Below are 16,028 nucleotides of genomic sequence, written 5' to 3' on the forward strand. Positions count from 1 at the left end.
CTTACGGAGAATTCCATGACCGTGGCTCCCGAATCCCCCGCCGCCACGTCCCCCAGCCTGATCAGCACCCTCCCCGGCCACTGGTACACCTCCCCCGCCGTCTTCCGGCGGGAGCAGGAGCACCTCTTCGAGGCGATGTGGTTCTGCGCGGCGCGCAGCGCCGATCTGGACCGGCCGGGGGCGTTCCGCACCGTGCGGGTGGGCCGCGAGAGCGTGCTGATCACCCGTAACCGCGCCGGTGAGCTGCGCGCGTTCCTCAACATCTGCCGCCATCGCGGCGCCCGGCTGTGCACCGAGGAGTCGGGCACGGTGCGGCGCTCGCTCCAGTGCCCGTACCACGCCTGGACGTACGACCTGGACGGTCGGCTCACCGCCGCCCCGAACCTGACGAGCATGCCCGATGTGGACCGCACCGAGCGCGGGCTGCTGCCGGTGCGGCTGCGCGAATGGCTGGGGTACGCCTGGGTGTGCCTGGCCGATGAGCCGCCGTCGTTCGAGGAGACCGTCGTCGGGGCGGTCGCCGAGCGGCTCGGCGACGCCGGGGCCGTGGAGCGGTACGGCGTGGCGGGGCTGTCGCTCGGCCGCCGGATCGACTACGACATCAAGGCCAACTGGAAGCTGATCATCGAGAACTTCATGGAGTGCTACCACTGCGCCACGATCCACCCCGAACTCACCGAGGTGCTGCCGGAGTTCGCCGACGGCCTGGCGGCGCAGTACTTCGTGGGGCACGGTGCCGAGTTCGCCGAGGAGGCCCAGGGGTTCACGGTGGACGGCAGCGCGGGCTTCGACCGGTTCAGCGGCATCGCCGACGAACAGGACCGCCGCTACTACGCGATCACCGTGCGGCCGCAGGTCTTCCTCAACCTGGTCCCCGACCATGTGATCGTCCACCGGATGTTCCCGATCGCCGCCGACCGCACGCTGATCAGCTGCGACTGGCTGTACGCGCCGGAGGTGGTGGCGTCGGAGCGGGACCTGTCGAAGTCGGTCGAGCTGTTCCACCGGGTCAACGTCCAGGACTTCGACGCCTGTGAGCGCACCCAGCCCGCCATGGACTCGCGCGCGTACCGCCGCGGCGGGGTGCTCGTGCCCAGCGAGCACCACATCGGGGCCTTCCACCGATGGGTGACCGACCGGGTCCCGGGCCCGGAAGGGGAGGAATGCCCGTGAGGGATCTCTTCATAGGCGGCGAGTGGACCGGGGCGGTCGACGAGCGCACCCGGGAGATCAGATGTCCGGCCGACGGCTCGCTGGTGGCGGTCGTCGACGAGGGCGGCGGCAAGGACGCGGCCGAGGCGGTGGCCGCCGCCCGGCGGGCGTTCGACCACGGCCCGTGGCCGCGTACCCCGGTCGCCGACCGCGGGGACCTGCTGCTGCGGGTCGCCGGTCTGCTGGCCCGGGACCGGGCGGCCCTGGCCCGGGCGGAGTCCCTGGACACCGGGAAGCGGCTGGTGGAGAGCGAGGGGGACGTCGACGATGTGATCGCGTGCTTCCGCTACTACGGGCAGCTGGTGCGCACCGAGGCGGACCGGGTCGTGGACACCGGCACCGAGGGCGCCGTCAGCCGGGTCGTCCACGAACCGGTCGGGGTCTGCGCGCTGATCACCCCGTGGAACTATCCGCTGCTGCAGACCGCGTGGAAGGTGGCGCCCGCGCTCGCCGCGGGCAACGCCATCGTCCTCAAGCCCAGCGAGCTGACCCCGTCCACGGCCATCGCGCTGATGCGGCTGCTGGACGAGGCGGGGCTGCCGGGCGGGGCGGCCAATCTGGTGCTGGGGCCGGGCGCCGAGGCGGGCGCCCCGCTCACCGACAACCCCGATGTGGACCTGGTGTCCTTCACCGGCGGGCTGCGGACCGGGCGGCGCGTCATGGCCGCGGCCTCCGGCACGGTCAAGCGGACCTTTCTGGAGCTGGGCGGCAAGAACCCCAACATCGTGTTCGCGGACGCGGACTTCGAGGCGGCCGTCGACTACGCGCTCACCGCCGTCTTCCTGCACTCGGGGCAGGTCTGCTCGGCCGGTGCCCGGCTGCTGGTGCAGAACCCGGTGCACGACGCCTTCGTGGAGGAGGTGGTGCGGCGCGCCCGGAGGATCCGGCTCGGCGGGCCGTTCGACGAGCGGGCCCAGACCGGTCCGCTGATCTCCGCCGCGCACCGGGCCAAGGTCGAGGCCTACGTGGCCACCGGGCTCGCGGAGGGCGCCCGGCTGCGCTGCGGCGGCGCCCGGCCAAAGGATCCGGAGCTGCGGGACGGCTTCTACTACCGTCCGACGGTGCTCGACTCGTGCCACAGCGGGATGTCGGTGCTGGCCGACGAGTCCTTCGGGCCGGTCCTCACGGTGGAACGTTTCACCTCGGAGGAGGAGGCGATACGGCTCGCCAACGACACGGTGTACGGGCTGGCCGGGGCGGTGTGGTCCTGCGACGAGGGGCGGGCGCGGCGGGTCGCGTCCCGGCTGCGGCTGGGCACCGTATGGATCAACGACTACCACCCCTCGGTGCCGCAGGCGGAGTGGGGCGGGTTCAAGCAGTCGGGGACGGGGCGGGAACTGGGGCCGAGCGGGCTGGCCGAATACCGGGAGGCGAAACACATCTGGTGCAACACCCACCCCAGGCCGCAGGGTTGGTTCACCTGATCCACGCAGCGCCCGCCCGATAGGGGAGTGTCCACCTTGTCCACAGCACAGGATGACGCCGAGCTCACCGAGTTCGGCTACCGCCCCGAATTGAAGAGAACCCTCGGCAGCTTCCACACCTTCGCCGCCGGGATCAGCTACATCTCCATCCTCACCGGCACCTTCCAGCTCTTCTACTTCGGCTTCGCCCAGGGCGGACCCGCCTACTGGTGGTCCTGGCCCATGGTGTTCGCCGGACAGCTCATGGTCGCGCTGTGCTTCGCCGAGCTGGCCGCCCGCCATCCGGTCGCCGGATCCGTCTACAACTGGTCCAAGCGGCTGGGCAACGCGCACGTGGGCTGGCTGGCCGGGTGGATGATGCTGGTCGCCTCCATCGTGTCGCTGGCCGCCGTCGCCCTGGCCTATCAGCTCACGCTGCCGCAGATCTCCTCGTCGTTCCAGTTCATCGGGGACGGCTCCGGTACGTACGACACGGCGACCAACGCGGTGCTGCTGGCCGCCGTGCTCATCCTCTTCACCACGCTGGTCAACGCCTTCGGGGTCAAGCTGATGGCCCGGATCAACACGGCCGGGGTGTTCCTCGAACTCGTCGCCACGGTCGTGCTGATCGTCCTCCTCGCCGTCCACGTGGTGCGCGGCCCGGGCGTCGTCACGGACACCGCGCACACCGGTTCCGGGCAGAACCTCGGCTATCTGGGCGCCTTCCTCACCGCCTCGCTGGCCTCCGCGTACGTCATGTACGGCTTCGACACCGCCGCCTCCCTCGGCGAGGAATCCCTGGACCCCTCGCGCAACGCGCCCCGGGCGATCCTGCGCGCGCTCATCGCGTCCTTCGTGCTGGGCGGGCTGATCCTGCTGCTGGCGCTGATGAGCGTCGGGAGCCTGACCGGCAAGGGGCTGTCCACGGACGGTCTGCAGTACGTGGTGCTGGACGTGCTGGGGCCGACGGTCGGCAAGGCGATGCTGTGGTGCGTGCTGATCGCGGTGACGGTGTGCGCGCTGGCGGTGCACACGGCGGCCGTACGGCTGGCGTTCGCGATGTCCCGGGACAACAACCTGCCCGCCGCGTCGCTGATGGCCCGGGTGAGCCCGCGCTTCCAGACCCCGGTGCTGCCCGCGGTGATCGTCGGCCTGCTCGCGCTGGCCGTGCTGGCCGTCAACATCCGTCAGCCGCAGATCTTCTCGGTGGTGACCAGCATCGGGATCATCATGATCTACGTGGCGTATCTGCTGGTGACCCTGCCGATGCTGGTGGCCCGGGTGCGCGGCCGGTGGACTCCGGCGGGCGAGGGGCGGTTCTCGCTCGGGCGGTTCGGGCTGCCGGTCAATGTGCTCGCGGTGCTGTGGGGCGCGGGCATGACCCTCAACCTGGCCTGGCCGCGCGACGCGGTCTACAACGCGGCGCCCCCGCACCACTGGTATCTGCGCTGGGGCGCGTTCCTCTTCGTGGGGACGGTCGCGCTCGGCGGCTTCGCCTACTACTGGTTCGTCCAGCGCCACCGTACGGGCGTGCTGGCCGAGCACGCGGCGGCGGGCGGGGGCGCCGGCGACAGCGGCGTCTCGGCGGCCGCCAAGGTCTGACCGGCCCTCTCCACGCTCCGCCGTTCGGGTGATGCGGGGTGCGCGGCGTTGCCTTGCGCCTCACCGGAATGGGTTACTGGGTCCGTCAGTTTCCGGCGGGCCGCCCATCCTTTCCGGAGGAGTGGAAGGCGCGCCGTCATGCTCATTCCGCATCGCCCGGACGGGCTCATCGTCCTCACCGACCGCCTCGGGAAACGTGTCGCCGTCATCGACCCCGCCTCCCGCACGGTCGTCCACCTGGCCGGAGGGCGCGCCCCGCGCATGGCGCCGGGCCTCTCCGGCCGTCTGGCGGTCCCCACGGGCGTGCTCACGGCCGGGCCCTTCGGCGACTTCGACCTGCTCAACCCGTTCTCGGGCGTCTTCCCCAACCAGGGCCCCTACACCGGCGGCACCGTGGTCACCCTCATCGGCCACCACTTCACCGGTGCCACGGACGTGCGCTTCGGTCCCCGCCCGGCGGCGAGCTTCACCGTCCTCGACGACGCGACCATCATGGCCGTGACGCCGCCCGGGAACGGGGCGGTTCCCGTCACCGTCACCACGCCCGGCGGCACCGCCCGCATCGGCTACTTCTTCTATCTGCGCTGGCCCAGCCTGCAGGGCATCGTGCCCGCCGCCGGTCCGATCGGCGGCGGCAACATCGTCGACCTCCACGGCAACAACCTCTCCACCGCGCTGCTGGTGAACTTCGGCGACGCCACCGCTCATCCCACCGCCGTCTCCGACCAGCAGCTCCTGGTGGCCGCTCCCCCGGCCGCGGGCCCTGGCACCGTCCCGGTCTACGTCACCACGACCGGCGGGATCAGCAACCGGCTGCTCTACACCTACGTGGCCGTGCCCACGGTCACCGCCCTCTCCCCCCGGACAGGCCCGATCGCGGGTGGCACCACCGTCCTCGTGACCGGCACCGCGCTCTCCCGCACCACCGCCGTCACGGTCGGCGGCGTCCCGGCGGCGTCCTTCCGCACGTTCTCCGACACCCTGCTCGTCGTGGTGACGCCGCCGGGCACGGCCGGGGCCGCCGACATCACGGTCACCACCCCCGGGGGCAGCGTGACGGTCCCCGGGGCCTTCGGCTACCAGGCACCCACGGAGACGACGGTCACCTCGGCGCCCGACCCCTCGGTGGTCGGCGAGGCGGTCACCTTCACCGCCACCGTGGTGGGCGAGCCGCCCACCACGGGCACCCCGACCGGCACCGTCACCTTCGACTTCGGCGACGGCACTCCCGTGGTGACAGCCGCCCTCACCGGCGGCGGCACCACGGTGGCCCACGCCTACGCCGACCCGTCGGCCACCCCGTACACCGTCACCGCGTCGTACCGCGGCGACGCCCTCTTCATCCCCTCCAGCGGGACGGACACCCAGACCGTCGGCCAGGCGGCGACCACCACGGCGGTGACCGCCGCGCCCGATCCGTCCCAGCCCGGGCAGCCGGTCACCGTCGTCGCCCAGGTCGCGCCCGTGGCGCCGGGAGCCGGTACGCCGACCGGCACGGTGACCATCGACTTCGGCGACGGCACCCCCGTGACCACCCTGCCGCTGTCGGGCGGGGCGGCGGCCGTGAACCACGCGTACGCGGACGTCGGCGGAAGCCCGTACACGATCACCGCCGCCTACAGCGGTGACGCCGACTTCACCGCGTCCAGCGGCACCGACACCCAGACCGTCGAACAGGCCGCGACCACCACCGAGGTGGCCCTCGCGCCGAACCCGTCGGTCGTGGGCGAGCAGATGACCGCCACGGCGACGGTCACGGCCGTACCGCCCGGCGCGGGCACCCCCACCGGCACCGTCACCTTCGACTTCGGCGACGGCAGCCCGGCCACCACGGTCCCGCTCACCGGCGGCACCGCCGCCGCCCCGCACACGTACACCGGCGCCGCGGGCAGCCCGTACCCGGTCACCGCGGCCTACAACGGGGACGCGAACTTCACGCCCTCGGCGGAGACGGACAGCCAGTCGGTGGGCCAGGCGCTGACGACGACGGCCGTGGTCTCCGCGCCCGATCCGTCCGCGACGGGCGAGCAGGTCACCGTGACCGCCACCGTCGCCCCCGTACCGCCCGGCGCGGGCACCCCGACGGGTACGGTCACCTTCGACTTCGGCGACGGCACCCCGACCGCCACGGTGCCCCTCACCGGTGGCACCGCCGCCGCCCCGCACACGTACACCGCCGCCGACGGCTACCCCGTCACGGCCACCTACAACGGCGACACCGACTTCACCGCCTCCGTCGGCACCGACACCCAGACCGTCCAGCCCGCCGCCACCACCACCGCCGTCGCCACCGCGCCCGACCCGTCCACGGTGGGCCAGGAGGTCACCGTGACCGCCACCGTCGCCGCGGTACCGCCCGGCGCCGGTGCCCCCACGGGTACGGTCACCTTCGACTTCGGCGACGCCACCCCGCCGGTCACCGCGTCCCTCACCGGCGGCACCGCGAGCACCACCCACGCCTACTCCACCGCCGACGACTACACCGTCACCGCGACCTACAACGGCGACGCCGACTACACCGCCTCCTCGGGCACCGACACCCAGAGCGTCGTCTCCGCCGACACCGCCACCGCCGTCAGCTCCGCGCCCGACCCCAGCACCGTGGGGCAGCCGGCGACGTTCGTGGCGCAGGTCGTGCCCGAGTCCCCGGCGGCCGGTGCGCCGACGGGCACCGTGACGTTCGCGTTCAGCGACGGCGGCCCGGACGTCACGGCTCCCGTCGTGGGCGGTACGGCGATGGCCCGCCACACCAGCCCGGACGTGACGGAGAGCCCGCTCACCGTCACCGCCGCCTACAGCGGGGACGGGAACTTCAACGCCTCGACCGGCACGGACTCCAGCGAGATCGCCCCGGCCGTGTCGGCGACGACGGTGACGGCCTCACCGTCGCCCTCGGTGACCGGCCAGACGGTCACGTTCACGGCGGCCGTCGGCGCGGTGCCGCCCGCCGCCGGCACCCCGACCGGCACAGCCACCTTCGACTTCGGCGACGGCACCGCGCCCGCCACCGTGCCGCTGTCCGGCGGCACCGCGAGCACCACCCACGCCTACGCCCACGCGTCGCTCACCCCCTACCAGGTCACCGTCACCTACGGGGGCGACGCCAACTTCCTGGCGTCCACCGGCACCACGCTCCAGAGCGTGGAGCAGGCCTCGACGACCACCACGGTGACCGCCTCGCCCGAACCGTCCGTGACGGGCGCCACGGTGACGGTCACCGTGACTCCGGAGGCGTCCGCGTCCGGCGTCCCGACCGGGTCGGTCACCTTCGACTTCGGCGACGGCACCCCGGTGGTCACCGCCCAGCTCGTGGGGGGCTCGGGGACGGTCACCCACGCCTACGCCAGCGCGGCCGGCAGCCCCTACACCATCACCGCCGCGTACAGCGGCGACGCGGACTTCGCGCCCTCCGAGGACACCATCAGCCACGTCGTCGCGCCCGCTTCGACCGTCACCCGGGTGACGTCGTCGGCGAATCCGTCGGCGGTGGGCCAGACCGTGACGATGTTCGCGCGGGTGTCGCCGACGCCCCCGGGCGCCGGTGACCCGTCCGGCACGGTCACGTTCGACTTCGGCGACGGGTCCGCGCCCGTCACCGCGGCGGTCTCCGGCGGGCGGGCCCAGGCGGCGCACGCCTACACCAGTACGGCGGGCAGCCCGTACACCGTCACCGCCACCTACAACGGCGACGCCGACTTCGCCGCCTCCACCGGGACCACCGTGCAGGACGTGGAGGTGAGCGTATCCACCACGGCGACGACGGTGACCTCCACACCGGACCCGTCGGTCGTGGGCGACGCGGTCACGATCTCCGCGACCGTGGTGGCCGTCCCGCCCGCCTCGGGCACCCCGACCGGCACGGTGACGTTCAGGTTCGGTGACGGCACCGCCACCTCCACCGTTCCGCTCACGGGCGGTGCGGCGTCGGTCAGCCACACCTACACCGCCGCCGGCGCCGGGTACCCGATCACCGCGATCTACAGCGGCGACACCAACTTCGCGGGGTCGGCCGGGATCGACACCCAGACGGTCACCCGGGCCCCGTCGACGACCACGGTCAGCACCGGCCCGGACCCCTCCATGACGGGTGAGCCGGTCACCGTCACCGCGACCGTCGCCCCGGCCCCGGGCCGCACCGGGACCCCGAGCGGCACGGTCACACTCGACTTCGGCGACGGCACCGACCCGATCCGGGCGCCCCTCACCGCGGGAGTCGCGATCGCCGTCCACGCGTACGCCCACACCGCGGGCAGCCCGTACACCGTCACCGCGACCTACAACGGGGACGCGAGCTTCAGCGGTTCCACCGACACCGACAGCCAGACCGTGAACCCGGCGGACACCACCATCAGCGTCTCCTCATCACCGGACCCCTCCCGGGCCGGCCAGCCGGTGACCGTCTCCGCGGCCGTCGCGACCGTCCTCCCGGCGACGGGCACCCCCCTCGGCACGGTCACCTTCGACTTCGGCGACGGCACCCCGGCCGTCACCGTCAACGCCGTGGGCGGTCTCGCGACGGTCACGCACGCGTACACCACCACGGCCGGGAGCCCGTACACGATCTCGGCCGCGTACAACGGTGGCGCCGACTTCACCGCGTCCGACGCCACGGACGCCCAGACCGTGCTGCCGAGCGCGAACACCATGACGCTGACAGGGCAGCCGGACCCCGCGGTGGTGGGCGAGCCGGTGACCGTCACCGCCACGGTCGCGGCGGTGGCGCCGGGCGCCGGAACCCCGGCCGGCACCGTCACCGTGGCCTTCGGCGACGGCACCGCGCCCGCCACCGTGCCGCTGACCGGCGGAGCCGTCGTCGTCACGCACGCCTACACCAGCACCGTCGGCAGCCCGTACTCGATCACCGCCACCTACAACGGCAGCGGCGACTTCACCACCTCGGTGGACACCGAACCCCAGACGGTGGTCCAGGCCGCCACGACCACCACCGTGGCCTCCGCGCCGAACCCGTCCGTCTCCGGCCAGACGGTCACCTTCACCGCGATCGTGGCCCCGCAGGCGCCGGGCAGCGGCACTCCGACGGGCACGGTGACCTTCGACTTCGGCGACGGCACGGGCCCGGCCGCGGTGCCCGTCGTCGCCGGGGTGGCGACCGCCATCCACGCCTACGCCGGTACGTCCGGCAGTCCGTACCCGGTCACGGCCGTCTACGGCGGCGATGTCAACTTCACCGGTTCCAGCGGCGCCGCCTCGCAGACCGTCGTCCAGTCCCCGTCCACGACGGCCCTCGTCACCGAGCCGGACCCCTCCCTGGTGGGCGAGCCGGTGGCCGTCACCGCGACCGTCACGGCGGCGGCACCCGGCGGCGGCACCCCGACCGGCAGCGTCACCATCGACTTCGGCGACGGTACGGCGCCGGTCACGGTGCCCCTCACCGACGGCGAGGCGACGACCACCCACGTCTGGGACGACACCGAGGGCGTCCCGTTCACCCTCACGGCCGACTACGGCGGCGACGCCGACTTCGCCGCCTCCACCGGGGCGGACACCCACTTCGTCGGCCCGGCGTCGACGAAGACCGCCGTGGCCTCCTCGCCCGACCCCTCGGTGGCGGGCCAGCCGGTCACCGTCACCGCCACGGTGGTGCCGGTCGCGCCGGGCGCCGGGAGCCCGATGGGCACGGTCACCTTCGACTTCGGCGACGGCACCCCCAGCGTCGACGCCCCCGTGACGGGCGGCACCGCCACCGTCACCCACGTGTGGGAGAGCGCCGCGGGAAGCCCGTACACCATCACCGGCGCCTACAACGGCGGAGCGGACTTCACCGGCTCCGCGGGCACGGACCTGCAGACCGTGGGCCGGGCGGCGACCACCACCGCCCTCATCGCGGTGCCGGAGCCGTCGGTGACGGGCCAGCCGGTGACGTTCATCGCCCATGTGGTGCCGGGCGCCCCGGGGAACGGATCGCCGACCGGGACGGTGACGTTCGACTTCGGCGACGGCACCCCCACGGCCGGCGTACCCATGACGGACGGCACGGCGACGGCCCAGCACACCTATACGAGCGCCACCGGCGGGCCCGTGACGGCCACCGCCACCTACAGCGGCGACACCGACTTCACCGGCTCGGTGGGCACCGAGTCCCACACCGTGCGACCCGCCTCCTCGACGACCGTGGTCAGCTCCTCGCCCGACCCCTCGGTGGCGGGCCAGCCGGTCACCGTCACCGCCACCGTCACGGCGGCCGCGCCCGGCGCGGGAACCCCCACCGGCGCCGTCGTCTTCACCTTCGGCGACGGCACCCCCACCGTCAGCGCCCCCATGACGGGCGGCACCGCCACCGTCACCCACACCTGGGCCGGCACCTCCGGCAGCCCCTACACCATCATCGCCGACTACGGCGGGGACGCCGGATTCACCGCCTCCACCGGCACCGACACCCAGACCGTCGGCCCGGCCCCGACCACCACCACCGTGACCACCTCGCCCGACCCCTCGGTGGCGGGCCAGCCGGTCACCGTCACCGCCACCGTCACGGCGGCCGCGCCGGGCGCCGGAACCCCCAGCGGCACGGTCACGTTCCACTTCGGCGACGGCACCCCCACCGTCAGCGCCCCCATGACGGGCGGCACCGCCACCGTCACCCACACCTGGGCCGGCACCTCCGGCAGCCCCTACACCATCACCGCCGACTACGCCGGCAACCCGGACTTCACCGCCTCCACCGGCACCGACACCCAGACCGTCGGCCCGGCCCCGACCACCATGACCCTGGTGTCCTCCCCGGACCCGTCCGTGGCCGGGCAGCAGGTCACCTTCACCGCCCGGGTCTCGGCGGCGGCTCCGGGCGCGGGCGTCCCCACCGGGACCGTGACCTTCACCTTCGGCGACGGATCCCCCACGGTCACGGCGCCGGTGTCCGGCGGGGTGGCGACCGCCACCCACGCCTACGCGGACAGCTCCGGCAGCCCGTACACGGCGACGGCCGCCTACAGCGGGAACGCCGACTTCGCCCCCACCACGGCCACCGACACCCACACGGTGTCGGCCGGGGCCGCCACCACCGTGACCACGGTCGTCTCCTCCCCGGACCCCTCGGTGACCGGCCAGGCGGTGACGTTCACCGCGACCGTCGCCCCGACCCCGCCCGGCGCCGGGGTGCCCACCGGCACCGTCACGTTCCACTTCGGCGACGGCAGTCCGGTCGCGTCGGCGCCGCTCTCCGGCGGCGTGGCGACCGCCACCCACCCGTACGCGAGCGCGGCGGGCAGCCCCTACACCGTCACCGCCGACTACGGCGGGGACACCAACTTCAGCTCCTCCACGGGCACGGACACCCAGACGGTCACCCCGGCGTCCACCACCACGACGGTGACCTCCGCCCCCGACCCGTCGGTGGTGGGCCAGCCGGTGACGTTCACCGCGACGGTGGCACCGGGCGCGCCGGGCGCCGGGGTGCCCACCGGGACCGTCACGTTCGACTTCGGCGACGGCAGTCCGGTCGCGTCGGCGCCGCTCTCCGGCGGCGTGGCCAGGATCAGCCACACGTACACGAGTGCGGGCGGCCCGTATCCGGTGGCGGCCGGCTACGGCGGGGACAGCAGCTTCGCGTCGTCCAGCGGCAGCGACACCCAGACCGTCACCCCGGCGTCGACCGCCACCGCCGTGACCTCCTCGCCCGACCCCTCGGTGGTCGGCCAGCCCGTCACCATCACCGCCGCGGTGGCCTCCGTGGCCCCGGGGGCCGGAACCCCGGCCGGCACCGTCACCTTCGCCTTCGGCGACGGCACGACCGCCGCCACCGCTCCGGTCAGCAACGGACTGGCGACGGTCACCCACACCTACGGCGGGGCCTCGGGGAGCCCGTTCACCATCACGGCCACCTACAACGGGAACGCCAACTACACGACGTCCAGCGGCACCGACACCCAGACCGTCAACAAGGCCGCCACCACCACCGCCGTCACCTCCTCCCCCGACCCCTCGACGGTCGGCCAGCCGGTGACGCTCACCGCCACGGTGGCGGCGATCGCGCCGGGGGCGGGAGCCCCGACCGGGACCGTCACCTTCACCTTCGGCGACGGCACGACCGCCGCCACCGCCACTCTCTCCGGCGGCGTCGCCACCGTCACCCATGTGTTCAGCGGTACGTCCGGGACCGCGTACCCCCTCACCGCCACCTACAACGGAAACGCCAACTTCACCACCTCCAGCGGCACCGACACCCAGACCGTCAACAAGGCCGCCACCACCACCGCCGTCACCTCCTCCCCCGACCCCTCGGTGGCGGGCCAGGCGGTGACCTTCACCGCCACCGTCGCGGCGACGGCGCCCGGCGCCGGGACCCCGACCGGCACCGTCACCTTCACCTTCGGCGACGGCACGGGGGCGGCGTCCGGCACGCTGTCCGGTGGGGTCGCGACCGTCACCCATGTGTTCGGCGGTACGTCCGGCAGTCCGTACGCCATCACCGCCACCTACAACGGGGACGCCAACTTCACGGCCTCCAGCGGCACCGACACCCAGACCGTCAACAAGGCCGCCACCACCACCGCCGTGGCCTCGTCGCCCGACCCCTCGGTGGCCGGCCAGCCGGTGACGCTCACCGCCACGGTCTCCCCGGTGGGGCCGGGGGCGGGGACCGCGACCGGCACCGTCACCTTCACCTTCGGCGACGGCACGACCGCCGCCACCGCGCCCCTCTCGGGCGGCATCGCCACCGTCAGCCACACCTACACGACGACCACCGGCAGCCCGTACCCGGTCACGGCCACCTACAACGGCGACACCAACTTCACCACCTCCAGCGGCACCGACACCCAGACCGTCAACAAGGCCGCCACCACCACCGCCGTCACCTCCTCCCCCGACCCCTCGACGGCCGGGCAGTCGGTGACCATCACCGCGACGGTCGCGGCGGTCGCCCCCGGGGCCGGGGCCCCGACCGGCACGGTCACCTTCACCTTCGGCGACGGCACGACCGCCGCCACCGCCACCCTCTCCGGCGGCGTCGCCACCGTCACCCACACCTACGCCAGCAGGACCGGCAGCCCGTTCGCCATCACGGCCACCTACAACGGCGACACCAACTACGCCACCTCCCGCGGCACCGACACCCAGACCATCAGCACCAAGGCGGCGACCACCACGACGGTCACGTCGATCACCGGCCCCTCGGTGGTCGGTCAGCCGGTGACGATCAGGGCCGTCGTCTCGTCCACGGCCGGCAGCCCGACCGGTACGGTCACCTTCTCCTTCGGCGACGGCACCAGCACCACCACCGCGCCCCTCTCCCTGGGCGTCGCCACCGTCACCCACACCTACACGACAATGACCGGCAGCCCGTTCACGGTCACGGCCACCTACAACGGCAGCGACACTTTCGCGACGTCCAGCGGCACCACCGCACAGACCGTGAACAAGGCGTCCACGACGACCGCCGTGGTCTCCTCGCCGAACCCGTCGACGACGGGCGACCCGGTGACGGTCACCGCGACCGTCACCGCCGTCTCCCCCGGCACGGGCACCCCCACCGGAACCGTCACCATCGCCATCCCGGGGCGCACCCCGCAGACCGTGCCCCTGGTGAACGGCACCGCCTCCGCGACGTTCAACCCGCTGCCCAAGGGCACGTACACCGTCACCGCCAACTACAACGGCAGCGTCGACTACGCGGCGTCCGCCGGGACCACCACGCAGACCGTCACCACCGGCCAGGCGTAGCCCGGCGCGCTCACGGACCGTCCGCCGGTGCCCCGGCGGGCGCGCCGCCGGTGTCCCCCTCCGGGCGCCGGTACATGCGCGTCGCGGTGATCTGGCCGTGCACCTGCTCCCCTTCCGGGTCCTGGGCCGGCAGGCCCGGCCGCAGATGCTCCTCGACGCTGATGTACTTGAGCCCGGCCCGCAGGTCCGCGTCGTTCCGCAGCCGGATCACCAGCGGGAACTCGGCCAGCGCCGTCGTGTCGAACAGCCCCGTCGTGTAGAGCAGCTGGACGCCCAGCGCGTCCGCGACCGCCCGCTGGAGCTCCAGCAGATATGTCGCGTTGGCCCGGCCGATCGGGTTGTCGAGGAACAGCGTGCCCGCGTGGCGGTGCTTGTCGCGGCCCCGGTCGTTGCTGCGCAGCGCGGCCATCGTGCAGTACAGGGCGATGGCGGCGGTCAGCAGCTGGCCGCCGGAGAAGACGTCGCCCATCTGCCCCACCGGCACCCGCTCCGCGCGCAGCACCGCGTCCGGCTTCAGGATCTCCACGGCCACCCCGCGCGGCTGGAGCGCCGCGGAGACACCGCGCAGCAGCAGGGACATGCCGTCCCGGCGCAGGTCGGAGTTCTTCTTCACCGCCGAGCGGGTCGCCTCGTCGATGACCTCGCCCAGCCGCTCGGTGAGCGTCGCCTGGTCCGGGTCGTCGAACCGGATCCGCAGGAACTCCTGCCCCGACCATTCGCCGAGCCCCTCCGGGAGCCGGGAGAGCCGCTGCGCCGAACGCAGCGTGGCCAGGCACGACTCGACCAGGCCGCGCAGCCGGTCGACGATGGAGTCCCGGTTGCGCTCCAGCTGCTCCAGCTCGTCGGTCAGCACCCGCAGCCTGGGCGCGAACGCGTCCGCCCAGGCGGCGGCGTGCTCGGGCAGCGCGGCCGCGGGCAGTTCGCGGATCTGCTGGCGGGCGGGGGTGCGGACCTGCTCGTAGCGGGTGGAGTTGGCGTGCCGTACGAGGACGTCGCTCGCCTCCCGGACCGCCGACTCGGCGCCCGACAGATCGGCCGCGCAGCCGCGCAGCGAGCGGCGGGCCTCGGTGGCCGCCTGCCGGGCCTCGTCGAGGCCGCCCGCGTACGGGTCGGGGCGCTCGCCGTCGTCCTCGGCGCCGGGGCCCTCGCGGAGCAGGTCCCGCAGCAGGGCGGCGGTCTCGTCGAAGCCGCCCGCCGCGTCCTCGGCGGAGCGGTGGGCGCGCAGCAGGTCGGCGTGGGCGGTGCGGGCGGTGTCCAGCGCGTCCGTGCGGGCCGCCAGCTCGGCGTTGGCCGTGCGCAGCAGCTCCTTCGCCTGCTCCGCATCGGCTGGAACCATCTCCTCCGGCAGGGCGGTGTGGGCGTCGTCGCCGTCGGCCGGGGCCAGCCGCTCGGCCTCGCCGCGCAGCCTGCCGAGCTGTTCGCTCGCCGCCGACGCGCGGGTCTCCAGCATCTGGACCAGCGATTCGGCGCGGGCCGCCGCGGCCTGCCGGGACGGGCCGTCGGCGCCGTCGGTGCCCTCCAGCAGCTGGGCGGCGCGGGTGCGGACCTTGTTGGTGAGCCGGTCGAGGGTGGCGAGCGCCGCGCTCTCGTCGCTCTCCGCGCGGGCCTGTTCGGCCCGCAGATCGGCGCCGACGCCGACCTTCTCGTACACCTGGGACGCCGTGCGGTACGCCTCGCGGAGCGCGGGCAGCGACGCGGTGGGCGGCTCGGTGTCCTCGCCGAGGTCGTCGGGCGCCCCCGCGATCTCCGCCCGCTCGGCGCGCAGGGCGCGGGCGGTGCGGTGCGCGTCGTCGGCCGCGCGCTGGGCCGCGCGCCGGTCCTCGTCGGCGGCGCGCGCCCGGTCCACGCAGGCGGCGGCCTGCTCCTCGGCCTCGGCCGCCTCGTCGGCGAGTTCGCGCAGCCGGGTCTGCCAGGTGGCGCGCTCACGCAGCCGGTACGCGAGCCCCGCCAGCGCGTCCGCCACCCGGCGGGCCCGCTGGGCGGCCTCCTGCCGCTCGTCCCGGACCCGGGCCGCCTCGGTGGCCGCCTCGTCCGCCTCGGCCCGCGCCGTGCGCGCCTCCGCCAGCTCCCGCTGCGCCGCCTCGGCGGCCTCGGCGGCGCCCTCGGCCGCGGCCGCCAGCTCGGCGAGCC

4 protein-coding genes and 1 pseudogene are annotated in these 16,028 nt (G+C 74.1%); 4 read left to right on the top strand and 1 reads right to left on the bottom strand.

What is annotated here, in order from left to right:
- Positions 1-15: 15 nt before the first annotated feature.
- The 4 genes from ABZ562_RS37590 to ABZ562_RS37605 all read left to right on the top strand — a co-directional run bounded on the left by ABZ562_RS37590 (position 16) and on the right by ABZ562_RS37605 (position 13,898).
- Positions 16-1,173, top strand: a complete 1,158-nt coding sequence (locus ABZ562_RS37590; protein ID WP_361488918.1) for an aromatic ring-hydroxylating dioxygenase subunit alpha — start codon at positions 16-18, stop codon at positions 1,171-1,173.
- Positions 1,164-2,636 carry an aldehyde dehydrogenase family protein gene (locus ABZ562_RS37595; protein WP_361488921.1) on the top strand — a complete coding sequence of 491 codons (1,473 nt, stop codon included), beginning with the start codon at positions 1,164-1,166 and terminating at the stop codon, positions 2,634-2,636. Before ABZ562_RS37590 ends, ABZ562_RS37595 begins: the two co-directional genes overlap by 10 nt.
- Positions 2,637-2,663: 27 nt before the next feature.
- Positions 2,664-4,217 (top strand): amino acid permease, encoded by a 1,554-nt coding sequence (locus ABZ562_RS37600; RefSeq protein ID WP_361488923.1) that lies wholly within the window; start codon positions 2,664-2,666, stop codon positions 4,215-4,217.
- 138 nt (positions 4,218-4,355) lie between these two features.
- On the top strand, positions 4,356-13,898 hold the full coding sequence (locus ABZ562_RS37605) for an Ig-like domain repeat protein (protein WP_361488925.1): 9,543 nt from the start codon (positions 4,356-4,358) through the stop codon (positions 13,896-13,898).
- Positions 13,899-13,908: 10 nt separating this feature from the next.
- Here the strand turns inward: ABZ562_RS37605 and ABZ562_RS37610 are convergent.
- A pseudogene (locus ABZ562_RS37610) lies at positions 13,909-16,028 on the bottom strand (hypothetical protein); the annotation flags it as partial.

It is taken from the genome of Streptomyces sp. NPDC019937 (assembly GCF_040631655.1).
GTDB lineage: Bacteria > Actinomycetota > Actinomycetes > Streptomycetales > Streptomycetaceae > Streptomyces.